This is a genomic window from Bacillus sp. FSL K6-2839 (assembly GCF_038003365.1).
GTDB lineage: Bacteria > Bacillota > Bacilli > Bacillales > Bacillaceae > Bacillus.
Genome location: NZ_JBBOOZ010000001.1, coordinates 1,093,429 through 1,117,481, shown reverse-complemented (window position 1 = coordinate 1,117,481; position 24,053 = coordinate 1,093,429). Strand labels below are relative to the sequence as shown.

The following is a 24,053-nucleotide window of genomic DNA, read 5'->3' as shown; positions in this document are numbered from 1 at the left end:
TTATTCATCATCAGGGTATTCGATCGTTTTCGAGCTGACGACTTTATCATCAACCGTCACTTGATAATATCCTTTTTGACCTGGTTCAATCTTAAATTTAATGGTCCGTTCAGTCGGCGCAGTGATTTTAAAGCTTTCGTATGAATCAGAGATGCTATGCTCCGCATCATCAATGGAAATTTGGACATTCATTTCCTGTCCTTCCGCTTCTGGTTCATAAGGAATGGCAATCTTTTCAGTTACCGTTTTGGCTGGTTTTTCCTTCGGTCCAAGAGAGAATGTAATCTTGACCGTGTCACCTGGTTTAACAGCCGTTCCTGCTCCTGGTTCCTGCTTCATGACCTCGCCTTTTGGCACTTCGTCAGAATGCGCTTCTTTTTCATCAAGCTTTAATCCGTTATCCTCTAAATAATTCGATGCCGCTTGCTTACTATACGTCGTTAAATCACGTAATGTAATATCGGCAGGACCTATGCTGACAGTCAACGTGACCTCTTCATCTGCTGCTACAAGCTCAGTATTCGCTGAAGGACTCTGTTCCATGACAATCCCAGATTCGGTGTCATTATCATTCACTTCCTCCACAACGACCTGTTTAAACCCTTTTTTCTCTAATATTTCTTTTGCTTGATCGACCTTTTCGCCTGTTACATCAGGTAATTCGGTCTTTTCCTTGCCAGTACTTTCGTAAAGCTGAATCTCTGTCCCTTCTTTTACCTTTGTGCCGATTTTAGGGTCTGTTTTGACGACGAGACCTTTTTCAATTTTCTCATCAGCGATCTCTATTGACTCCGAAGCGACGGTAAACCCAGCTTTCTTCAAGGTATCTTCTGCTTTTTCAACCGTCATGCCAGATACATCCGTGACCTCCACATCTTTTGGAAAAAGCAGCCCTGGAAACACAGTGATGGCTAAAATCGTCGCAGCGGTCAAAATAAATAAGATGGATGCCACAATCCATGGCCATTTTTTTCGTTTCTTTTTCGGCTTTTGTTTCTCTTTTTTCTTCGGTTTTTGAGCCGGGTGGACAGCTGTTTTTTCATTGTCTTGATCGATTAGATGATCTTGAATGATTGGGATCGCTTTCGTTGCTTCATGGTCTTCTTCAATGACAAAGCGTTTTTCTTTTAATCTGGCTGGATCGAAAGCGGTTTTTAAGTCTTTTTGCATTTCAGATGCATCTTCATATCGATAAAATGGATCTTTGGCCATCGCCTTTAAAATGATGTTTTCCACGCTTTGTGGAACAGAAGGATTCCATCTCCTCACAGATGGAGGCTCTGATTGCAAATGCTTCAGTGCGACACTGACAGCCGATTCCCCTTCAAATGGCATGCGTCCTGAGATGAGTTCATAAAGCACAATCCCAAGCGAATAGATGTCTGACTTTTTCGTTGCAAGACCTCCGCGTGCTTGTTCTGGAGACAAATAGTGCACGGAGCCTAGGACAGAATTTGTATGGGTAATGGTCGCTGAGCTGAGTGCCATGGCAATCCCAAAATCAGTGACTTTGATATTCCCCATATTGTCTATTAATATATTGTGAGGCTTAATGTCACGGTGGACGAGCTGTTTCGCATGGGCTTCTTCCATCGCCGCAACGACTTGCTCCATGATGCGAACAGCTTCTTTCGGATGAAGCGGGCCATTGGCGTGTATGTATTCTTTCAGCGTCATCCCCTCGACATATTCCATGACAATATAATAAATGTCATCTTCTTCCCCTACATCGTAGATGCTGACAATATTCGAATGATCTAAGCTTGCAGCTGATTGCGCTTCCCGCCGGAATCGTCTAATAAAATCATCATCGCTCGCAAAGTCAAACCGCAAAATTTTAATCGCTACTTCGCGATCTAAAATCATATCCTCCGCCAAATAGACGTTTGCCATTCCGCCTCCGCCTATGACGCGAAGAATCTGATAACGGCCGCTGATCCTTTTTCCGATCAACACTTGCTGTCACCCTCCTCTGGCTGGGAGGAGATTTCTAACAGTACTGCTGTAATGTTATCTTCACCGCCGTTGTCATTCGCTGTTTGAATTAACTCTGTTACTTTTTCATCTGGTGCGTTCGTTTGCGTTAAAATATGAATCAAATTCTCTTCTTCTACTTTATTCGATAGACCATCTGAGCAAAGCAGGATTTGATCTCCTGGGTCCACTTCAAAGGTGCGTGCATCAATTTGAACACGTTTATCTGTTCCTAATGCTTTCGTGAGCACATTTTTTCTTGGATGATATTCTGCATCCGCTTTTGAAATTTCACCTGTTTTCACAAGTTCATTCACAAGTGAATGATCATCCGTTAATTGGGTCAGCGCTCCTTCTCTTAGCAGGTAGCAGCGGCTGTCTCCAATATGCGCAATTGTGACCGTTTGCAAATGAACGAGCGCACACACAATGGTCGTCCCCATTCCTTGGCACTCCTCATTGTTTTTCGCATGTTCATATACTTGGTCATTAATGTCACTGATTTTTGAGATTAACCAGCTTTCTTGATCGGCTGGCTTTTCTGGAATTGAAGATGTTTTTTCCCAGTATTCTTTCAAAGAAGAGACTGCCATCTTGCTGGCGACATCACCAGCAAGATGACCTCCCATGCCGTCTGCTACAACAGCGAGAAGTGAGTCTTCTTTTGCTTCAAAAATACCTGCATCATCTTCATTATGCTGACGGACTTTTCCTGTATCGGTAAGAAAGGCTGCCCTTATCAACATTCGTCACCTCGTCTCTTCCTGACGCTCCTTCGCTCTTAGCTGACCGCAAGCAGCATCAATGTCATGGCCTTGCTCTCGTCTAATCGTTACGTTTACGCCGCGTTCTTTCAGCGTTTTTTCAAATAGGAAGATTTGTTCTCTAGGTGTTCTCACATAATCTCTCTCTGGTACATAGTTCACCGGAATGAGGTTTACGTGGCACTTGATTCCTTTTAATAGGTCTGCAAGTTCTTCCGCATGGTGAACTTGATCATTTACTCCGCCAAACAGGCCGTATTCAAAGCTGACACGTCTACCCGTCTTTTGAATGTAGTATTCAATGGCTTCCATTAATTTTGGCAGCTTATATGCCTTATTGATCGGCATCAGGCGGCTTCTTATCTCTGTGTTCGGTGCGTGCAGAGATACAGCAAAGTTGATTTGCATTTGCTCATCAGCGAATTGATAGATCTTTGGAATGATTCCGCTTGTCGAAACTGTAATATGACGTGCACCAATATTTAAGCCGTTGTCATGGTTGATGATTTTAAGGAAGGCAAGCATTTCTTCAAAGTTATCAAACGGTTCGCCAATTCCCATGATGACAACAGAGCTGACTCTCTCATCTGTTTCGTCAAGTGCCTGCTGCACTTTTAATACTTGTGCAACGATTTCTCCCGCTTCAAGGTTTCGTTTTAAACCGCCAAGTGTAGATGCACAGAATGTACAGCCAATTCTACAGCCAACCTGAGTTGTGACACAGACAGAGTTTCCATATTCGTGACGCATAAGCACTGTTTCAATTGTATAGCCATCATGCAGTTCAAATAAAAACTTGATCGTTCCGTCCTGAGACGTTTGTTTGATCACGGTTTTTAAAGTTGTGATTGTAAATTGATCTTTTAATTTTTCTCTTAAATCTTTGGAGAGGTTAGACATTTCATCAAAGGATGTCACACGTTTCTCATAAAGCCACTCAAAAATTTGAGCTGCGCGGAAAGGCTTTTCGTCTTGTTCTTTTAACCATTCTTTCATTTCGTGAAGCTCAAATGAATAAATCGACGGCATATCTGTTTTCAGTTCTTTTCTTACTTTTTGTTCTGTCATTTTTTATCCCTTCTTTCTCATGCTGCAAATAAAGAAACCATCTGTTCCGAAATAATGAGGAAGAATTTGTACACTTCCGTTTTGAAAAAACGGAGCAACCTGCTCAGGCAGCCGTTCATTAAGAGATAGATCGGGTTCGAAGTCTTGGTGTTCTTGTAAAAACGCATGAATCACTTGTTGATTTTCTGTTGGGTCCATTGTACATGTACTATATACAAGGGTTCCGCCAGGCTTTAAAAGCGGAGCTGCTTCTTTTAAAATTGCCTGCTGAATAGCAGCAAGCCTTGCTGAGTCTTCTGGAGACTTAGTATATTTCATATCTGGTTTTCGTCTGATGACGCCAAAACCAGAACACGGCGCATCAATCAGAATACGGTCAAATGAAGCTTCGCTGTAATAGTCTTTCGCTTTCCTTGCATCAAGCGCTTTTGCCTCAATCTGAGTAAGGTTCAGGCGTTTTGCTGCTTGTTTGATGAGTTTCACTTTGTGTTCATGTAAATCAAGTGAAACAATTTGTCCTTCGTCGTTCATACGCTCTGCGATATGTGTTGATTTTCCGCCTGGAGCCGCACAGGCGTCAAGCACTGTTTCTCCCGGCTGAGGGTCTAGTGCTCTTGCGACAAGCATTGAGCTTTCATCTTGAATGGTCACATAGCCTTCTTGAAAAGAAGGGGTTGAAACGATGGACCCTTTCATCAGCTTGAGTGCATCTTCAGATAAGTCGCCGAGCTCCGTTTCGATTCCGGCATCCAGCAGTTCTTGCTGCAATGCCGCGCGGCCGGTTTTCATTCGATTGACACGGAGGGTTTGCTTTGGCGGTACTAAATGAATGCGGCACATGCTTTCTGCCGCTTCAAATCCGTACGACTGAACCCATTCCTGCACGAGCCATAATGGGTGGCTTGTCTCAATTGAAAGCCGCTTGACCGGATCTTTGATGTCATCAAAAGCCGGAACACCTTCTCTTTGCACGGAACGAAGAACGCCGTTCACAAGTGAAGAAATGCCCTTGTGCCCTCTCTTTTTCGTTAGCTCAACTGCTTCATGGATGGCTGCACGGTCTGGAATCTTTTCAAGGTAGACCATTTGATAAAGAGACATCCGCAAAAGCTGCATGACCCATGGAGCCACCTTTTGCGGTTTTTTCACAAATGGTGCCAGCATATAATCTAATGCCAGCTTATTTTGCAGTGTACCGTACACAAGCTCTGTTAAGAGCGGTTTGTCCTGATCTGCCAAGTCTTTGTCTTTCATGACTGACTGCAAAAGCAAATTACTGTAAGCTTGGTTTTGTTCAAGTTTGATTAAAGCGTCCAGCGCTACTTCTCTCACATTACTTTTCTTCATTCATTAACCCTAATTTCTGTCCAATTTCGATATTTGCGCCTCTTAAGAAGTCTTCGCCGCTCATTTTTTTCTTACCAGCTGGCTGCACACCTGTTAATAAAAGGCCTTGCTTATTCCCAGTTCCAATGACCGGACCTTCTTTTTGAAGCTCAATCACTTTCCCAGGTTCTTCTTGCACTTGAAGTGGAACTTTTTTCGCTTCCCATACTTTTAGATGAGCCCCGTTCCATTCAGTATAGGCAACTGGCCATGGATTTAAGCCGCGAACTTGGTTGTAAAGCTCTTCTCCGGTCTTTGTCCAGTCTAACCTTTCTTGCTCTCGCTTTATATTAGGTGCGTAGGTTGCCGCTTCTTCATTTTGCGGAATTGGAGAAATAGATCCGCTCAGAACATTTGGCACAGTATCTTTCAGCAATGCGGCGCCTGCTACACTTAATTTGTCATGTAATGTACCGACATTGTCTAATTCGTCGATTTCTACTTCTACTTTACTGATCATGTCCCCTGCATCGAGTCGTTCCACCATGTACATGATGGTGACGCCTGTTTTCTTTTTACCTTGAAGGATCGCATAATGGATCGGCGCGCCGCCTCTTAGTTCTGGCAGCAGTGAGGCATGAACATTGATACAGCCAAACTGAGGTTCATCCAGTAATCGTTTTGGTAGAATTTGTCCAAATGCCGCCGTTACAATTAAATCGGGCTTTAATGAAAGCACTTTATCAATTTCTTCATCAAGACGCACCTTTTCAGGCTGCAGTACAGGAATGCCGTGCTTTAAGGCTTCTACTTTCACAGGAGGCGGTGTGAGTACTCGTTTTCTGCCTTTTGGGCGATCTGGCTGCGTGACGACCCCGACAACTTCGTATCCTTCTGTTATGAGTGTTTGCAGCACAGGTACTGAGAAATCAGGGGTTCCCATAAATACAATACGTGCCATTTTCTTCACCCTTCCATTTCCGCAAGTTCTTTTTCTGTATAGGTTTGAATGATTTTCGACGTGAATAATATGCCGTCTAAATGATCAATTTCGTGCAATAAGGCTCTTGCTAAAAATCCTTCTGCTTCTATTGTAAATGGTTTGCCTTTCTTATCAAAGGCTTTTACCTTCACATAGCTCGGTCTTTCTACTGTGCCGTATAAAGATGGAAAGCTCAGGCAGCCTTCAATATCTGTTTGACTTCCTTTCACTTCAAGAACCTCGGGATTCACTAAATCAATTCTGCCAGGTTCTTCTCCGATATCGACAACAGCCATTCTTTGTGAAATGCCGATTTGTGGTGCTGCTAGCCCGACTCCATCTAGCTCAAGCATTGTATCATACATATCATCAAGCAGTTTTTTGAGCTTTTTATCGAACGTATCAACAGGCTCTGCCTTTTGTTCAAGTACTTCTGCCGGATGTATGACTATTGGTTTTACTGCCACTTAAAGCCCTCCGTTTTACATCATCATATATGGATTCATATCTATTGAAATCATCAATTGTTTTTGTTCCATTTCCTTTTGATAATGATCTTGTATTTTCCGTAGTAAACTTGCCAGTTCATTTTCCCTTTTGTATTTTATCACGCATTGATATCGATATCTATCTTTGATCTTAGCGATTGGTGATGCAGCCGGACCAAGGATTCTTGTGTTCGGTGCACAGTTCATTTTTAGGAACTGGACAATTTGATCAGTGACATGCGCTGCCTTCGTCACTTCCTCGTGTGATACCGTCACCATTGCCAAATAGTAATACGGCGGATAGGACTGGTGGCGGCGATGCAGCATCTCCTGTTCATAAAAGGCTTCATAGTCATGCTGCTTCGTTAATTCAATACTATAGTGAGAAGGCGTATACGATTGAATGATCACAGAACCCGCTTTTTCATGACGTCCTGCCCTGCCGCTGACCTGCGTGAGAAGCTGAAATGTTTTTTCACTTGAACGAAAATCAGGAATATGAAGAGACGTATCCGCACTGAGAACACCAACAAGTGTGACATCTGGGAAATCTAGCCCTTTTGCTATCATCTGCGTCCCGAGCAAAATGTCCGCTTCTTTATTGCCAAAAGACGTGAGGAGCTTTTCGTGAGCACCTTTACGAGACGTTGTATCCACATCCATTCGGATCACTCTTGCCTCAGGCAGTACTTTTGTAAGCTCTTCTTCTACACGCTGCGTACCCGTCCCAAAATAGCGAATATGCTCACTATGGCATTCTGGACATTCAGCAGGCACCGGTGCTTCGTGCCCGCAATAATGGCATTTCAGCCGTTTTTGATAGCGGTGATAGGTGAGAGAAATTTCGCAATGAGGACATTGCTCCACATATCCGCAATCACGGCACATCACAAAGGATGAATAGCCCCTTTTATTCAGAAATAAGACGGCTTGTTCTTTTCTTTCAAGCACTTCCTTTAATCTGAGCATTAATTCTTCTGAAAACATGGACCTGTTGCCATTTCTCAATTCTTCTCTCATATCAATTAACGAAACGTGCGGCAGCTGCTGCTGGTTGACGCGATGTTTAAGCGTCAGCAATGTAAACACGCCTTTTTTCGCACGCGCATAGGTTTCAAGTGAAGGGGTTGCACTGCCTAATACGACTGGGCATCGATGCCTTCTGGCTCGTTCAATGGCGACATCCTTGGCATGATAACGAGGCATTTCTTCTTGTTTATAAGAAGATTCATGCTCTTCATCTATGATAATCATGCCTAGATTTTCAAATGGAGCGAAAACAGCAGATCTCGCGCCCACGACAAGCTTGACTTCCTTGCGGTGGATTTTCCGCCATTCATCATATTTTTCCCCTGTCGATAAGCCGCTGTGAAGTACAGCCACATTTGAGCCGAACCGTTCTTTAAACCGCTGAACCATTTGAGGGGTTAACGAGATTTCAGGAACGAGGACGATCGCTTCTTTTCCTTTTTGAAGGGCATGATCAATCGTCTGCAAGTATATTTCCGTTTTACCGCTTCCTGTCACCCCGTGCAGCAGAAAGGTTTCATGCCGGTCATCACTGACTGCTTGATGAATATGTTTTGCCGCTTCTGCTTGTTCTGGCATGAGATCAAGTGAAGCAGATGGTGTAAACGCCCGGTCACGATAAGGATCACGGTAGACCTCTTCATAGCTTTCTGTTAGCAGCCCTTCTTGAATAAAGGTTTTAAGCGTTTGAGAACTCGCGCCTGTTTGCTGCTGCAAGTCTTTCGCTAAAAAGGCCGTCTCACTCGCTTGAAGCAAAAAGGAGAGCAGTGCCTTTTGTTTCACCGCATTTTTCTTAAGCTGCTGTTGTTTTTCTTCAAGCTTATCTTTCGATACAGCTAGATGGAGCATGCGCACCTTTTTCTTTCCAGATTTTTGCGAGACGTGATACCTTACCTCTAGATGACCTTTTTGGACATGCTTTTGAATCTGTTTTAGTTGTTCGGCCGGGATGTCAGCGTAAAGGATGCTATCTCGCTGACCGAAAAGCTCTTTCAATGACTGCGGAAGTTCTTCATCTGACAGCACCTGAATTTCTTTTTCATACTTCGCCTTCATGGCTGCAGGCAGCATCGATTGAAGTGCCGTAATGTGATAGGACAATGTTTTTTCCGTCAGCCAGTGGGAAAGCTCCAATAGCTCATCTGTCAGAACAGGTGATAAATCAAATAAATCGACAATGTCCTTGATGTTTCCTGTCTTTATGTCTGTTTCGTCTTTGACTTTTGTCACAAACCCTTGAATCTTCCTTGGGCCAAAGGGAACGACCACCCTCATTCCCGCTTTGACGAGATCTTTGAATCGATCTGGTACACGGTAATCGAATGGCCGGTCAATGGCTTTCGTTGTGACATCCACGATGACTTCAGCAATCATGCTCGATCACGCTCTTTTGGCAACAGCTGTTTTGCCTCCTTTAAGATTTCAAAAGCGAGGTCTTTTTTGCTCATCATCGGCAGCTCTTTTGTTGTACCATCTGCTTTGATGATTGCTGCTACATTTGTGTCTGTGCCAAAGCCTGCACCTTCTTTTGTGACGTTGTTGGCCACAATCATATCTAAATGCTTGGATTCGATTTTCTTTTTCGCATAATATTCTACATCCTGCGTTTCAGCTGCAAAACCGACAAGCACTTGATGCTCTTTTCTTTTCCCCAGCTCTTTTAAAATATCTTTTGTCCGGGTGAATTCAATCTCTAAGGCGCCGTCCTGTTTTTTCATTTTATGAGGATATGATGTCACAGGGGTATAGTCGGCGACCGCTGCTGATTTAATGACAAGGTCCGCTTCCTCGTACACATCTAATACGGCTTGATACATGTCCTCTGCCGATTCAACGTGCACCACATGTACATGGTCAGGTGCCGTTAAAGAAACAGGTCCTGAAATGAGCGTGACATCAGCCCCCATTTGCTGCGCAGCCTCTGCAATCGCATAGCCCATTTTTCCTGACGATCGATTTGTAAAGAAACGCACAGGATCGATGACTTCTCGTGTAGGACCTGCTGTCACCACGACTTTTTTACCTGAAAGCGGTAAGCTTTTTGGCTCTTCAAAAAATGCACGGATGTGCTCAACAATTTTTTCAGGCTCCTCTAACCGCCCTTTTCCAATGTAGCCGCAGGCTAAATAACCTTCACTCGGCTCAATAAACCGGTAGCCGTCCTCATATAATGTGCGAATGTTCCGCTTTACAGCCGGGTGATCATACATATGCACATTCATTGCTGGTGCGATCCATACAGGAGCGGTTGAAGCAAGTAAGGTCGTCGTGAGCATATCATCTGCAAGCCCTGCCGCCATTTTACCAATCGTATGTGCTGTTGCAGGGGCAACAAGAATGAGATCGGCCCAGTCAGCTACGTCAATATGCGCAATGACTTTTGGATTGTTTTCTTTAAATGTATCCACATACACCTCATGTCGAGACAGAGCTTGGAAGGTAAGCGGAGACACAAATTCACGGGCAGATTCCGTCATAATCACTCTTACATTTGCGCCCGCCTGTACGAGTTTACTAGTAAGAGCAGCTGCTTTATATACGGCGATTCCTCCGCTGACGCCGAGCAAAATATTTTTTGACTGTAACATTTGTTTGTCCCCCTTAACGGCCTTTTTCACAAATTCGTCTACAATTCAAAAAAGTCAAAACCAATCATAGTTTTGACTTTTTTGAACGTATCGTATCTGCATAGCAGAAGCGATGTGTTATTCTTGATCCTCTTTTTCAAATGTCAAAAGACCGGCATCGATTTCTTCCAGTGCTTTGCCTACGAATTTGTAAGACTTTGTATTTTCAATTTGCTGATCTTGGTGGATCTGCATTTCACGTGCACGGCGTGCAGACACTGTCACAAGTGTATATTTTGAATCAAGTTTGTTCATCAATGAGTCAATTGAAGGATCTAACATAGTTTATTCTACCCCCAGCATTTTTTTATATCTTGGTGCGACTCTGTCTCTGCGCAGGTGTTCTGCAAGGACGATCGCTTTGATTCTTTCACAAGCAAGCTCGACATCATCGTTTTCCACGACATAGTCGTAAGCATCCATCATTTCAATCTCTTCTTTTGCAGCAGCCATTCGATTGCGAATGAGCTCCTCAGACTCTGTACCACGTGTAATGATGCGGTTTTGAAGTTCTGAAAGACTAGGCGGTGCAAGGAAAATAAAAAGACCTTCTGGAAATGCTTCTCTTACTTGAAGTGCACCTTGCACTTCGATTTCAAGGAAAACATCTTTTCCTTCGCTTAATGTCTGTTCTACATAGTCAACAGGCGTGCCGTAGTAATTCCCGACATACTCTGCCCATTCTAACAGCTTTTTGTTTTCAATCATATGTTCAAATTCTTCCCTGGATTTAAAGAAATAATCGACACCATTTCTTTCACCTTCACGCGGTTTACGTGTCGTCACAGAAATAGAGTATTCAAATTCCGTATCTTCCTGGGAGAAAATGGCTTGTCTGACCGTTCCTTTACCAACTCCCGAAGGTCCAGAGAGAACGATTAAAAGTCCTCTTTCTTTCATAATGGCGTATTACCCCTGCCCTTCATCTATGATTTCTTCTTTTACAGAAAGTCTTTGCGCGACAGTCTCAGGCTGAACGGCAGATAAGATGACATGGTCACTGTCCATAATGACAACAGCACGGGTTCTTCTTCCGTATGTAGCATCTATGAGCATGCCTCGATCTCTTGCGTCTTGTATCATTCGTTTAATCGGTGCTGATTCTGGACTGACGATCGAAATCATCCGATTCGCTGAAATGATGTTTCCAAATCCGATATTGATCAACTTTATGGTCATCTTCTAACGTCCCCCTGTAATATAAACGTCTCTAGTCTCGCCGAAAGAGACGTACTGTAAACAGCATACACAATGACTATTCTATATTTTGCACTTGTTCTTTTATTTTTTCAATAGCACTTTTCATTTCAACCACCAGCTTTGTTAAATGATGATGGTTCGCTTTTGAGCCAATGGTGTTCACTTCACGGTTGAGCTCCTGTACAAGAAAATCAAGTTTCCTGCCGGCAGCACCGCCTTGCATCAAGATTTGCTGGAACTGCTGAAAGTGACTTTTCAATCTCGTAATCTCTTCTGTAATGTCACAGCGGTCAGCAAAGATGGCAGCCTCTGTTGTCAATCTGCTTTCGTCAAGCGCCTCTCCGATCCATTCTTGCAATCGCTGATTGAGCCTGTCTTTATACTGAGTCACAACCTCTGGTGCAAAGACTTTGATTTCTTCTGTATAGGCCTCTAATTCAGAAAGCCTCAGCTCACAGTCTTTTTGAAGTGATGTCCCCTCCTGCTCTCTCATGAAGCAAAGCTCCTTGACAGCCGTTTCACAAGCATCCATCAGCAATTGCTCTAACTGCTCATTTCGGCTGGCCGACTCTTCTACTTGAACGGCATGCTCCAGCCCCAGTAAGTCATGTACATGCTGAATGCCTGAAATGTGATAGCGCTTCTCGAGGTCTTTTGCGGCTTTCATGTATTCATCAAGCAGCGGCCAGTCGATCTGCAAGGACCGGCTTGCTAGTTTACCGCCTTCAATCGTGACAAACAGCTCAATTCTACCGCGCTGCACGTGACGAAGAATGATTTTTTTTAATGTGTCTTCGAAATATAAAAGCGGCCTCGGCAAACGGGCATGAACCTCTTTAAAACGGTGATTGACCGATTTTAGCTCAACTGACACTGTCAGTTCTCCATCCGTTTTACTCGCTTGGCCGAATCCCGTCATACTGCGTATCATGTCAAAACACCCAATTCTTTCATATTAATAAAATGAAAAAGGTAATAGCAGACACTATTACCTCAAAATTATACCATAACGAATTATTTTTTTCTTGTCAAAAGTGATCCTGCCAGTAAAAAAGTTGGCAGTGCAGACATACCGATGATCAGCAGCCAATCAATTGGTGCAATGGCCACCGTTTTGAAAATCGGCTGAAGCGGCGGATAATAAATGACCACAAACATAAGTAAAAGTGATGACAAAACCGCACCGATCAAGTAAAGATTCCCGAATGGATTGCGTTCAAAGATGGACCGTTCACTGCGGCAGTCAAATACATGAATGAGCTGCGCCAAAACAAGCGTACTAAATGCAACAGTCTGTGCATATTGCAGGTTGTTTGGATCGCGGTGATACACAAACATAAATGCTAAAAGGGTCGCAAGCCCGATGAGGAATCCTCTAGATACAACCTTCCAGCCGAGCCCTCTAGCAAAAATGCCCTCTTTCATGTTCCTCGGCTTTCGCTTCATGACATCGCCTTCTGGCTTATCCATGCCAAGTGCCATCGCTGGAAGACCATCTGTGACAAGGTTGACCCATAAAATTTGAATAGGAACGAGAGGAAGCGGAAGCGCTAGAAGCATCGCAAACAGCATAACTAAAATTTCTCCCACATTTGAAGCCAGCAAATACCGGACAAACTTACGAATGTTTTCATAAATATTCCGGCCTTCTTTAATGGCCGATTTAATGGTCGCAAAGTTGTCATCAAGTAAAATAAGAGAAGATGCTTCTTTGGCTACGTCTGTTCCAGTGATGCCCATGGAGATGCCGATATCTGCTTGCTTAATCGCAGGCGCATCATTGACCCCGTCACCTGTCATCGCTACAATATGTCCATTTTTTTGATAGGCCTTCACAATTCTCAGCTTATGCTCTGGTGATACCCGTGCAAAGACGTATACATTTTCAGCCGTTTGCTCAAGCTCTTTGTCACTCATCTGATCCAGCGCTTTTCCGTCGAGTACCTTTCCTTGCTTTGGTAAAAGGCTCAAGTCTTTGGCAATCGCTTTGGCTGTTTCCACGTGATCCCCTGTAATCATGACTGTTTTTATGCCAGCATCCCTGCACTCTTTAATCGCTCGTCTGACTTCAGGACGAGGTGGATCGATCATGCCCTCTAACCCGATAAATGTCAAATCGGTTTCAGCCTGCTGGACAGAGTTGATTTTTTCTGTCAGACCGACTTTTTTATACGCAATGGCAATCGTTCTCAGCGCTTGTCTTGCTAAGCCTTGAATCGCAGCCTCTGTTTCTTGCCTGTGAGTGGTTGAAAAAGAAGCTGTGCGGCCGCCGTGCATGATATGACTTGAACGGTTCATCAGGACATCCGGCGCACCTTTTGCAATGACATACCGCTCTTTTTGATTCGTTTCGACGACGACTGACATCATCTTTCTTTCTGAATCAAAAGGAAACTCCTCTACAACGTGAAATCCGGCTTCGATGAATTGCTCTGTAAACCCTGCTTTACGTGCTGCGGTGAGAAGTGCCCCCTCTGTCGGATCTCCATCAAGCCTCATTTCGCCATCTTTTTCAATGATGGTCGATGTATTACAAAGCGCCCCGTATAATAACACCTTTTGCAGACTTGGATGTTTGTCTACATGGACAAGTTCTCCGTTTAAGGTGAAATCACCAGATGGCTCATAGCCCGTACCAGAAATATTCCACGTTTTGCCCTCTGCCCATACATGTGTCACAGTCATTTTATTTTGCGTCATTGTTCCTGTTTTATCTGAGCAAATGATCGACGCGCAGCCAAGTGTTTCCACCGCCGGAAGCTTTCTGACAATCGATTTTTGTTTGATCATCCGCTGCACTCCTAAGGAAAGTGCGACGGTAACAATCGCCGGCAGTCCTTCAGGAATGGCAGCAACTGCAAGAGATACTCCCGCCAGGAACATATGATACAAATCATGTCCTTGTACAACGCCAAGAACCACAACGAGCACCGTTAAAAATAAAGCAGCAACAATCAGGATTTTTCCCAGCTGTTCGAGACGTCTTTGCAGCGGTGTTTCCATATTCCCTGCTGCATCCAGCATGCCGGCAATTTGTCCCATCGCTGTATTCATTCCTGTACCAATCACAACGCCCACGCCGCTTCCTCTAGTAACAAGCGTCCCCATAAAGGCCATGTTCGTCAAATCTCCAAGCGAGACATGGTCTCGTGAAAGTGGACTTGCGTGTTTGACCGCAGGGATGGACTCACCAGTGAGTGCGGACTCTTCAATTTCTAAACTTTTGGTTTCTAGTAATCTAATGTCTGCCCCAATCCGGTCTCCACTCGAAAATTTCACAATATCCCCTGGCACGAGATGTTTAGACGGGATCTTGACCCATTCATTATTTCTCCTTGCATACACATGCGGGGTTGATAATTCCTTTAGCGCTTGAAGAGATTTTTCCGCGCGGCGTTCTTGATAAAAGCCGAGCACTCCATTAATCAGAACAATCGCTACAATTGCTACAGCATCAATGTATTCGCCTAAAAAAGCAGAAATGATCGTTGCCGCAAGCAAAATTAACACCATAAAATCTTTAAATTGCGCTAAAAAAATGATCAGAGCCGACGCCTTTTTCCCTTCCTGCAATTCATTTGGCCCGTGTTTTTCAAGCCGTTTTTGTACATCTTTTTCTGACAGTCCGTCACCTATCGATGTATTCATTGTTTTTAATAAATCGGTTTGGTTCAGTTCATGCCAATTCATTTGACCTCGTCCACTCCTCTTTTGTTCTCTCTCATATGCAGTGTTCTATAAGCCAGTTTATTCAGACTCGTCCTAAATCATGCTATAATAATAAGACTGCCTAAAGAACGAGAAACGGAAGGTTCTTTCAGTAGATTTGTGTGAAAGAAGAGGGTGTATCCAACATGTCATTTGACGGCATTTTTACATATGGTATGACAAATGAATTGCAAGAGACATTAACTGGCGGAAGAATTTCAAAAATTCATCAGCCATATAAGCACGAGCTGATTTTTCATATCCGGGCAAACGGAAAAAATCACAAGCTCCTTTTATCCGCTCATCCGAGCTACGCTAGAATTCAGCTCACAGAGCATCAATATGACAATCCAAGCGAACCTCCAATGTTTTGTATGCTCCTCAGAAAGCATCTTGAGGGCGGATTCATTGAACGTTTTGAACAGATTGGATTTGACCGGGTAATCGTACTTCATGTACGAAGCCGCAATGAAATTGGCGACGAACAGACTCGAAAGCTCTACATTGAAATCATGGGAAGGCATAGTAATTTGATTCTTGTCGAAGATGACACGCAGCAGATCATCGATGGCCTAAAGCATCTTTCTCCATCTGTGAACAGCTATCGAACAGTACTTCCTGGTCACGAATACCTTCTGCCGCCTGCACAGCAAAAATTGAATCCGTTTGAAGTGACGAAGGATGATATTTTAAAGCATTTACGCTTTCAAGAAGGAAAGATCGCAAATCAAATTGTCGATACATTCTCTGGGGTTTCTCCGCTGTTTGCAAAGGAAGCTGTACACAGGGCCGGTCTTGTCAATCAGGAAACGATTCCAAATACACTGCTCGACATGTTCCAGCTTATTCGCATGCACTCCTTTACCCCGCAGCTCACAAGAAAAGACGGGAAAGAATATTTCTATTTATTAGAACTTCAGCATGTCCATGGCGAGATGAAGACATTCGACTCTCTCAGCCAGCTGCTTGACCGCTTTTATTTCGGAAAAGCTGAGAGAGACAGAGTTAAACAGCAGGCGTCTGACCTTGAACGGTTTGTCGTAAATGAAAAAAAGAAAAATGAAAACAAGCTCAAAAAACTGAAAAGAACTCTTGAAGAATCTCAACATGCATATAAATATCAGCTCTATGGCGAATTGTTAACAGCCAATTTATATGCCATCAAAAAAGGGGATAAAGAAGCGACTGTCATCAATTATTACGATGAAGATGGCGGAGAGATCACGATCCCGCTTAAAACAAACAAAACCCCTTCTGAAAATGCACAGGCATATTTCACAAAATATCAAAAGGCAAAAAATGCAGTAGAAGCGGTCAATGAACAAATTGAGCGAACGCATGAAGAGATTGCTTATTTTGAAGAGTTGATTCAGCAGCTATCCTCTGCCTCACCGAAGGATTTAGAGGAAATGAGAGAAGAACTTGTTGAAGGAAAATATTTACGCGCCAAACAAAAGCGCAACGCCAAAAAGAAAAAACAGGCGGCCATTCAGCTTGAAACGTATGAATCGTCTCAAGGTATTCCGATTTTAGTCGGAAAAAACAACAAACAAAACGAGTATTTAACCACAAAGGCTGCTGCCCGTGACGACATTTGGCTGCATACGAAGGATATTCCTGGATCACATGTCGTCATCCGTCATCAAGCGCCTGATGAAGAGACGCTGCTTGAAGCGGCTCAAATCGCTGCCTACTTCTCGAAAGCAAAAGAGTCGAGCTCCGTTCCTGTCGATTATACGAAAATCCGGCATGTGAAAAAACCAAATGGAGCAAAGCCAGGATTTGTGACGTATGATCAGCAGCAAACATTATTTGTCACGCCTGACGAAGATGTGGTCCTAAAGCTGCGAAAATAATAAAAGCCGATAAAATCCCTTAAAGAGATTTTATCGGCTTTTTCTTTGTTGTTTTTTTCTTTCGATATAGAGAGCGTCAAGTGCATCTACATCCTCTTGTTCAAGCAACGCCTCAATTTCCGCAGCCAGTTGTTTTGTCCGGGCTGGGCTCGCACCGCTTGTAGAGACTGAAATCGTCACTTTCCCTGCTTTGACCACCTTTGGCACGATCACATTGCCAAGCTCTGATTGGCTCACACAATTCACAAGCTGGTGAGGCCGGGCTGTTTGTGCAATCCATTCATTTACCGCTGGATCGTTTGTAGCAGCTACAATGAAAAATGCACCCTCTAAATCTTCCACGTCCACTTTCTTTTCCTTCCAATTCAGGTTGTATGTATCAATGAGACGTGCCATCTCTTTAGAAATATCAGGACTCACGACGGTTATATGGCAAGGCTCTATGCATAGCGCCTCTGCCCTTCTTGCGGCTATTCGTCCACCGCCGGCGATGAGCACTTGTTGATCGGTTAAATCAAGATGGACTGGAAGCATGGCTTTCTCCTTGGAAATGAAACGCATCGTCTTTGTTTAAAATGGTTTCTTGCACGCGTTCAATATAAGCCGCTTTTACATGCGGATGAAAGCCAATATACCGGCATACCCGGACATCTTTCAGCCTCTTTCTCGCCTGAGCCGCTTCATTTTCAATCTCTTTCATTAAAATACCCGTAAACAACAAGTAAGGAACGAGATAAACAGGCGCATCATCATCTGCTGTTAATTGCACAAGAACATCTCGGTAATTTGGCTCACATGCCGTAATAAAACATGGCAAGACCTCTGCGAGAGGGAGCAGGCGCCGGACATCGTCTGCAATGCCAAACACATCCCGCTTCACATCGGGGTCAGAGCTTCCGCGGCCAATTAAAAGAATCCGTGCTTTCCCGCCTTGATATCCTGCCTCTTCAATTCTTGCAGCAACCGCTTTTGTCACTTCTTGATTGACCCCGATTGGTTTTCCGTATGTGACCTTCACTTGCGGATATCGCTTTTGTACTTTCTCAATCTCGACTGGAATATCTGATTTGGCATGCATGGCAGTTAAAAGGAGGAGCGGGACGATCGCAATGTGTGTAGCTCCTTTTTTCACACAGGCTTCAAATCCTTCTTCTATAGAAGGGGCTGTCAGTTCTAAAAAACAAATTTCTTGTATATCTGCTTCTACTAACGGCATACAGCTTTTCATAAAAGAAATGGCTTTATCTTGTGCTTCTTTTACTCTGCTTCCATGCCCAACATAAAGTACAGCTTGTTTCATGTGGCTTCTCCCTCTACTTGTTTTGATCAGACGAAAAGACACGATCGATGTACGTGTCTTTTCTTTATCATTCTCATTTCTCGATTAAGGCGGGTTCAAACCAGCTCAGTTTTTGGTGAAAATGAACGACATCTCCAACTACAATTAAACTTGGATGCTCGATGCCTTCTTTTTCAACTGTTTCAGACAGTGTCGCCACAGTGCAGCAAGTCGTCTTTTGCCTCGTCGTAGTTCCCCAGTGTATAAACGCTGCTGGCGTTTCAGGATCGCGTCCATTTTTTAAAAGAAGCTGCTGCACTCTTTCCACGTTTTTGACGCCCATGTAAATCACAAGGGTATCAATCCCTGTAGCCAGCGCTTCCCACTTTTCTTCAAAATGCTCATCCTTTTGATAGTGACCCGTGACAAAAGCGACATTTGAGCTGAATTCACGGTGCGTCACGGGAATGCCTGCATAAGCGGCCGCTGCAATACCAGAGGTAATTCCAGGGACGACTTCATACGGAATTCCGTGCTCAGCTAAGCATTCGATTTCTTCACCGCCTCGGCCGAATACAAAGGGGTCGCCGCCTTTCAGCCGAACGACAACGTTCCCTTCCTTTGCATGGGCCACAAGGGCTTCATTGATGGCTTCCTGTCTCATCGTATGATGATTTGGCAGCTTGCCGCAATAGATTAATTCCGCCTCGGGTTTGGCGTGGGCGAGTATTTCTTGATTGACAAGGCGATCATATAAAATGACATCTGCCTGCTGTATTGCCTTATGGGCTTTTAATGTAATTAAGTCTGGATCCCCAGGTCCAGCCCCCACAATGTATACTTTCCCCATCGTGCTTTTCTCCCCCTGCCATCAGGCGATTATTTCGCTCTTCCCTTTACATAATCAACAAGACGCTGTTTGGACTCTTCACGAGATAATTCACCTGTATCTAGAACGAGCTCAGGTGCTGCTGGTTCTTCATACGGTGAATCAATTCCGGTGAAAAATGGAATTTCGCCATTTCTGGCTTTTTTATATAACCCCTTTGGATCACGCTCTTCGCATACGTTCAGATCACATTTTACAAACACTTCGTGAAATTCTCCCGCATCAACTAACTGTCTGACAATGCGGCGGTCTTCTTGAAACGGAGAAATAAAAGCCGTGATGACAATCGTTCCTTGTTCAACAAATAATTTTGCCACTTCTCCGATGCGGCGGATGTTCTCTTTTCTGTCATCATCTGAAAACCCTAAATCTTTATTCAGGCCATGCCTTACATTATCGCCATCAAGAACGGTGACTTGATAGCCTTGTTCAAACAGCTCTCTGGCCGCTGCATTTGCGATCGTTGATTTACCTGACCCACTTAGACCCGTGAGCCAAATAATGCCGCTCGTATGATTGTTTTTCTGTTGATATTCTTTTTTTGTAATAGATGAATCATGCCACACGATATGTTCATTGCTCATGTCATACCCTCCCATTAAGATACCGTCGTTTTTAATCCTTCGATTAATGTTTCAATAACTTCTTTTCGGCTGAACGTGCTTGGCGGTAATTCACCGTTTCTCAGCATCGTTCGAACCTTTGTACCTGAAAGAATGACATGCTCGCTTTTATCGTGAGGACATGTTTTTGGTGTTGCCATTGCTTCACATGTATTACAGTAGAAGCTATGTTCAAATTTTAACGGGGTAATGCCAATTTCTTCACTTGTAAATTGTTCAAATAGCTCCTGCGCCTCGTATGTGCCGTAATAATCACCAACACCCGCATGATCTCTTCCCACAATAAAATGAGTGCAGCCGTAATTTTTACGAACAAGCGCGTGAAAGATTGCTTCCTTTGGTCCAGCATAACGCATTGCCGCAGGAAAAACACCTAAAAAGACGCGACCCTTTGGATAATAACCGTTCAATAACACTTGATAGCTTTTCATTCTCACGTCTGCCGGAATATCGTCTGATTTTGTTTCACCGACAAGTGGATTTAAAAACAAACCATCGACTGTTTCAAGTGCTGTCTTTTGAATATATTCATGGGCACGGTGAACAGGGTTTCTCGTTTGGAAACCAACAATGGTTTTCCAGCCGTTTTCTTTGAAATGCCGTCTTGTTTCTTCTGGCTCATACGTAAATTGAGGGAATGGTTTTTCACTGCGTTTCGTCAGTGTAATTTTACCACCAATGTATATGTCACCGCGTTCAAATAATTTTTTCACGCCTGGATGATTGCGGTCATCAGTTTTATATACATTCACCGCTTCTTTTTCCTTATCTGGTGTGTATTGATCCTCTACTTCAATCACCCCATATACAGTTCCATTATACGATAGACGCACAATATCGCCTTGATGGATTTCCGCTGCCTTTTCCTTTGTCACTGGCAGTGTAATAGGAAGAGACCAAACGACACCACTTGCTAACCGCATACTGCTCACAACGGCTTCATAATCAGCTTTTGTTAAAAACCCTTCAATTGGACTATACCCGCCAATTGCTATGAGTTCAAGGTCTGCAAAGGAGATAGCATCTAGTTCAATTTCCTTTGCAGCCGTGCTGAGATCATACTCTTCATTTACTCGATTAATTAATACGCCACCATGTGGTGTTAAACTCATTTGTTCATCTTCCTCTCAATGTTCATATTTATTAGATGTAAATAGTCGGATTTGTCGTTAAATCCCGCCGCCCTGTTCATGAATCGAGCTGCTTTCATTTTTGACTGCCTTCATCAGACTCAGCGCACCAAGTGAGGCAAGCAGTACACTCATCATGATAAAGATAGAATAATAGTCTCCTTTTAAGAAAAGGCTCACCAGCAAATACGATAGGCTAAGTGATAAAAAGGGTGACACTACCCACACTTTCAGCATTTTTTTCACCACATGTTTATGAAAAATATTTGGTCCGCCTTTTGCCATTCCAAGCCCAATGATAGACGAGGAGGTGATTTGGGTAAGTGGAACTGGCAGCCCAAAAATAGAGCTGACGATGACAAGTCCAGCACCGGTACTCGAAAGCAAAATCCCTTCACCTGTTTGATAGCGAGTGATTTTCTTTCCGTTTGTTTCAAGCACTCTTCTTCCTAATAAAAGGGCACCCAGTGCAACGAAAAGTCCGCCGTAAAGCGTTCCTTGCCCAACGGATAAAATGCCTGAAGCAACAAGGGGGCCTACAGCATTTGCGACATTGTTCATCCCAGCAGAAAACGCTTCTAGAAATCCACTGATGATCAAAACGATCGATAAAATCATGGTGCCTTTTTTTGAAAAGGTTCGTTTCGGGAACATTCTGATGATTTTGACTACAACGAATGTAAAAAGAAAAGCAACAATAGGAATGATGACCCAAAATGACACAATGACTAAAATGGATTTCACATACAATACTTTATACGCTACCGCAACTCCAACGACAGCACCTACTGTGACCTCACTTGTTGATAAAGGGATGGCCATCAGATTCGCTATAAAGAGTGATAATGCAGCAGAACCAATAATAATACAAACAATTTCAAGTGTAATGACGGATTCAGGCATAATTCCAGAGCTAATCGTTTTGACGACCTCACCGCCGCCAATGACTGAACCTGCTAAAATCCCAACTGCACATACGCTAAGTGCATAGATAGGCTTTTGAATAGCACCTGACCCGTACGCGATGCCCATCGAAGCAGCTGCACCACTCGCGCCAATGTTTAGAGCGAAAAATAAACTAAATAAAATTGCGGCGATTTCCATACATTATGCTCCCTTACTCATGTAATCCGCACTCAGTCTTAGCTGTGCCTGACCATCTGCCAGAACGAAGATCCTCGGCAGTAAATGCCGGCTGTGTACACGGGGCACAGCCGATACTTGGATATCCCTGATCATGCAGCGGATTATAAGTAAGTTCCTCTCTAGATGCATATCTCCATATGTCCTTCCACGTCCAGTGGATAAGCGGACATACTTTCACTGATTTGAATTTTTCATCCTGATTTAAAAAGTTCGTCCCTGCTCGCTTGGGTGACTGCTCTCTTCTTAAGCCAGAAAGCCATGCCGGATAGCCGGATAGCGCTTCTTGCAAAGGAATGACCTTACGCATATGGCAGCAGCTTTGAGGGTCCGTTTTCCATAGCTGATCACCATGCTGATCGTTTTGCTCCTCAACCGTCAGCTCAGGGGTTTTCAGCACAATATCTAAACCAGGGTATCTTTCCTTTACCGCATCAATTGTGTCGTACGTTTCCTTAAAATGCAGACCTGTATCTAAAAAGACAATTCTTGCATCCTTTTTTACTTTCGCAATAAGATCAATGAGGACGATGCCTTCAATACCAAAGCTGCATGCATAAACGAGTTGATCACCATAATGACCGTATGCCCATTTCAGCACAGATAAGGCCCCTTTATACAAATCATCCTCTTGAAATGTAATGGACGGCTCTTGCCAATTTTCATAAGTTAACATTGTTTCTCCCCTTCCGGAGTATCACTACTCTCCGCACTACGTCAACCGACTTTTTCTATTTTCTTCCACTTGAATCACTTGACCGTCCTGAACAATCAGCGTAACTGAACCGAATTCATATCTTCCTTCAGTTTCTGCATACGCTTCAATAAGTCTTCATACTGATTTCGCTTCACTTCCATCTCGTCTTCCTCCTCAGCGTTAAAATAAAAAAACTTCCTTTCAGTCCGAAAGAAAGATGAGGAAGCTCATTTCCTTATCTTTCAAAATAGAATCATTTTGCAGGAAGTAGCACCTTGCAAATCGCAGGTTGCCGGGCTTCATCGGGCCAGTCCCTCCACCTCTCTGGATAAGTGTTTTAATTTGTCTTAAATATTAACACAATTCAAACAAAAGTCAACCCGACTTTATTGATAGGATTAGTTTTTATTTGAATTTGAGTCTATTTTACTATTTTTAACCAAATAAAAAAGCTGTGCGGGTACGCGCAGCTTCATATTGTATTCAGCGTGATAGAAAACCTTTGCAGTCTAGGAAGGACGAGTACCGGAGCGGAGCGAATTGAACATTCGTGAGCACCGGCACGCAGTTCTGACAAAGAATGCGAGGGTTTGTCTACACGCTGAAAGCTGTGCGGGTACGCGCAGCTTTTTAGACGGTTTCTTCCATCCAAGATTCAGAGGAAGGATCTTGTCTCCAGCGTTTTAGTTTATTCATAGCAGAAGGCTCGATCGCTTTCAGCTCAAGTGCCACGTCTGTCAGTGTGTCATAGTCTGTTAGGGTGACATATGGAATGTTTTTCTCTTGAAATGCTGCCGCAGCTTTTGGCAGTCCGTATGTGAAGATCGCGGCAACTCCTAGTACGTCACAGCCCGCTTCTTGAAGAGCAGCGACCACTTCAAGCACACTGCCTCCTGTTGAAATCAAGTCTTCTACGACGACCACCTTTTGACCTTTTGATACGGCTCCTTCAATTTGATTCCCTTTTCCATGTGCTTTTGGCTTACTTCTCACATAACACATCGGCACGTTCAGACGGTCTGCCGCTAATGCCGCATGCGGGATGCCTGCTGTTGCAGTACCAGCAACAACCTCCGCTCCTTCAAAATGGGTGAGAATCAACTCTTTAAGACCTTCAGCAATGTCGTGTCTGACTTCTGGGTAGGACAAGGTAAGACGGTTGTCACAATAGATCGGTGATTTGATACCGCTTGCCCATGTAAACGGTTCGTCTGGTTTTAATGAGACCGCTTTGATTTGTAATAGGTGTTTAGCGATTTTTGTTTTCATC

23 protein-coding genes and 1 riboswitch are annotated in these 24,053 nt (G+C 43.7%); of the genes, 1 reads left to right on the top strand and 22 read right to left on the bottom strand.

Features of this window, described 5'->3' with window-relative positions; translation table 11 throughout:
• From pknB to MHH26_RS05350, 13 genes are all read right to left on the bottom strand, one after another.
• The gene (gene pknB, locus MHH26_RS05410) at positions 1-1,956 is read right to left on the bottom strand and encodes a Stk1 family PASTA domain-containing Ser/Thr kinase (protein WP_307499602.1); all 1,956 of its coding nucleotides are present in this window, start codon (positions 1,954-1,956) and stop codon (positions 1-3) included.
• Positions 1,950-2,720 carry a Stp1/IreP family PP2C-type Ser/Thr phosphatase gene (locus tag MHH26_RS05405; RefSeq protein WP_187704493.1) on the bottom strand — a complete coding sequence of 257 codons (771 nt, stop codon included), beginning with the start codon at positions 2,718-2,720 and terminating at the stop codon, positions 1,950-1,952. The genes pknB and MHH26_RS05405 overlap by 7 nt, the downstream gene beginning before the upstream one ends.
• Positions 2,721-2,723: 3 nt before the next feature.
• Positions 2,724-3,806 carry a 23S rRNA (adenine(2503)-C(2))-methyltransferase RlmN gene (gene rlmN / locus MHH26_RS05400; protein ID WP_034662441.1) on the bottom strand — a complete coding sequence of 361 codons (1,083 nt, stop codon included), beginning with the start codon at positions 3,804-3,806 and terminating at the stop codon, positions 2,724-2,726.
• Positions 3,807-3,809: 3 nt separating this feature from the next.
• Positions 3,810-5,153 carry a 16S rRNA (cytosine(967)-C(5))-methyltransferase RsmB gene (gene rsmB, locus MHH26_RS05395; protein ID WP_340972686.1) on the bottom strand — a complete coding sequence of 448 codons (1,344 nt, stop codon included), beginning with the start codon at positions 5,151-5,153 and terminating at the stop codon, positions 3,810-3,812.
• The gene (gene fmt / locus MHH26_RS05390) at positions 5,140-6,093 is read right to left on the bottom strand and encodes a methionyl-tRNA formyltransferase (protein WP_060596221.1); all 954 of its coding nucleotides are present in this window, start codon (positions 6,091-6,093) and stop codon (positions 5,140-5,142) included. The genes rsmB and fmt overlap by 14 nt, the downstream gene beginning before the upstream one ends.
• Before the next feature lie 5 nt (positions 6,094-6,098).
• Positions 6,099-6,581, bottom strand: coding sequence for a peptide deformylase (gene def, locus MHH26_RS05385; RefSeq protein ID WP_034662448.1), 483 nt, complete (start codon positions 6,579-6,581; stop codon positions 6,099-6,101).
• 15 nt (positions 6,582-6,596) lie between these two features.
• Positions 6,597-9,005, bottom strand: coding sequence for a primosomal protein N' (priA, locus tag MHH26_RS05380; RefSeq protein WP_340972685.1), 2,409 nt, complete (start codon positions 9,003-9,005; stop codon positions 6,597-6,599).
• Complete coding sequence (gene coaBC, locus MHH26_RS05375) at positions 9,002-10,219, bottom strand: bifunctional phosphopantothenoylcysteine decarboxylase/phosphopantothenate--cysteine ligase CoaBC (RefSeq protein ID WP_060596219.1); 1,218 nt, start codon at positions 10,217-10,219, stop codon at positions 9,002-9,004. Before coaBC ends, priA begins: the two co-directional genes overlap by 4 nt.
• Before the next feature lie 117 nt (positions 10,220-10,336).
• A complete protein-coding gene (rpoZ, locus tag MHH26_RS05370) occupies positions 10,337-10,540 on the bottom strand; it encodes a DNA-directed RNA polymerase subunit omega (RefSeq protein WP_003211647.1) in 204 nt (67 codons plus the stop codon).
• A gap of 3 nt (positions 10,541-10,543) precedes the next feature.
• A complete protein-coding gene (gene gmk / locus MHH26_RS05365; RefSeq protein WP_106030827.1) occupies positions 10,544-11,158 on the bottom strand; it encodes a guanylate kinase in 615 nt (204 codons plus the stop codon).
• Positions 11,159-11,167: 9 nt separating this feature from the next.
• Positions 11,168-11,437, bottom strand: coding sequence for an extracellular matrix/biofilm regulator RemA (remA, locus tag MHH26_RS05360; RefSeq protein ID WP_008344898.1), 270 nt, complete (start codon positions 11,435-11,437; stop codon positions 11,168-11,170).
• A gap of 76 nt (positions 11,438-11,513) precedes the next feature.
• Positions 11,514-12,389, bottom strand: a complete 876-nt coding sequence (locus tag MHH26_RS05355; protein WP_034662456.1) for a YicC/YloC family endoribonuclease — start codon at positions 12,387-12,389, stop codon at positions 11,514-11,516.
• 83 nt (positions 12,390-12,472) lie between these two features.
• Positions 12,473-15,148: a calcium-translocating P-type ATPase, SERCA-type gene (locus tag MHH26_RS05350; protein WP_034662458.1), complete on the bottom strand. Its 2,676-nt coding sequence runs from the start codon at positions 15,146-15,148 to the stop codon at positions 12,473-12,475.
• 164 nt (positions 15,149-15,312) lie between these two features.
• Between MHH26_RS05350 and MHH26_RS05345 the strand changes: the two genes are divergently transcribed.
• Positions 15,313-17,022: an Rqc2 family fibronectin-binding protein gene (locus MHH26_RS05345; protein ID WP_340972681.1), complete on the top strand. Its 1,710-nt coding sequence runs from the start codon at positions 15,313-15,315 to the stop codon at positions 17,020-17,022.
• Positions 17,023-17,052: 30 nt separating this feature from the next.
• Here MHH26_RS05345 and MHH26_RS05340 read toward each other — a convergent pair whose 3' ends face one another.
• From MHH26_RS05340 to pyrE, 9 genes are all read right to left on the bottom strand, one after another.
• The gene (locus MHH26_RS05340) at positions 17,053-17,556 is read right to left on the bottom strand and encodes a precorrin-2 dehydrogenase/sirohydrochlorin ferrochelatase family protein (protein ID WP_034662462.1); all 504 of its coding nucleotides are present in this window, start codon (positions 17,554-17,556) and stop codon (positions 17,053-17,055) included.
• A complete protein-coding gene (locus tag MHH26_RS05335; protein ID WP_340972679.1) occupies positions 17,537-18,322 on the bottom strand; it encodes a sirohydrochlorin chelatase in 786 nt (261 codons plus the stop codon). Before MHH26_RS05335 ends, MHH26_RS05340 begins: the two co-directional genes overlap by 20 nt.
• Before the next feature lie 73 nt (positions 18,323-18,395).
• Positions 18,396-19,151: a uroporphyrinogen-III C-methyltransferase gene (gene cobA / locus MHH26_RS05330; protein WP_307499595.1), complete on the bottom strand. Its 756-nt coding sequence runs from the start codon at positions 19,149-19,151 to the stop codon at positions 18,396-18,398.
• Positions 19,152-19,180: 29 nt separating this feature from the next.
• Positions 19,181-19,774, bottom strand: a complete 594-nt coding sequence (cysC, locus tag MHH26_RS05325) for an adenylyl-sulfate kinase (protein ID WP_307499594.1) — start codon at positions 19,772-19,774, stop codon at positions 19,181-19,183.
• Positions 19,775-19,788: 14 nt separating this feature from the next.
• On the bottom strand, positions 19,789-20,925 hold the full coding sequence (sat, locus tag MHH26_RS05320; RefSeq protein WP_334749016.1) for a sulfate adenylyltransferase: 1,137 nt from the start codon (positions 20,923-20,925) through the stop codon (positions 19,789-19,791).
• Between the two features lie 57 nt (positions 20,926-20,982).
• Positions 20,983-22,047, bottom strand: coding sequence for an inorganic phosphate transporter (locus MHH26_RS05315; protein ID WP_034662477.1), 1,065 nt, complete (start codon positions 22,045-22,047; stop codon positions 20,983-20,985).
• Between the two features lie 13 nt (positions 22,048-22,060).
• The gene (locus MHH26_RS05310; protein ID WP_340972673.1) at positions 22,061-22,762 is read right to left on the bottom strand and encodes a phosphoadenylyl-sulfate reductase; all 702 of its coding nucleotides are present in this window, start codon (positions 22,760-22,762) and stop codon (positions 22,061-22,063) included.
• 36 nt (positions 22,763-22,798) lie between these two features.
• A complete protein-coding gene (locus tag MHH26_RS05305; RefSeq protein ID WP_240667870.1) occupies positions 22,799-22,858 on the bottom strand; it encodes a DUF2292 domain-containing protein in 60 nt (19 codons plus the stop codon).
• A gap of 157 nt (positions 22,859-23,015) precedes the next feature.
• Positions 23,016-23,118, bottom strand: a riboswitch (SAM riboswitch).
• Positions 23,119-23,413: 295 nt separating this feature from the next.
• A complete protein-coding gene (pyrE, locus tag MHH26_RS05300; RefSeq protein WP_106061514.1) occupies positions 23,414-24,052 on the bottom strand; it encodes an orotate phosphoribosyltransferase in 639 nt (212 codons plus the stop codon).
• Between the last annotated feature and the right edge of the window lies 1 nt (position 24,053).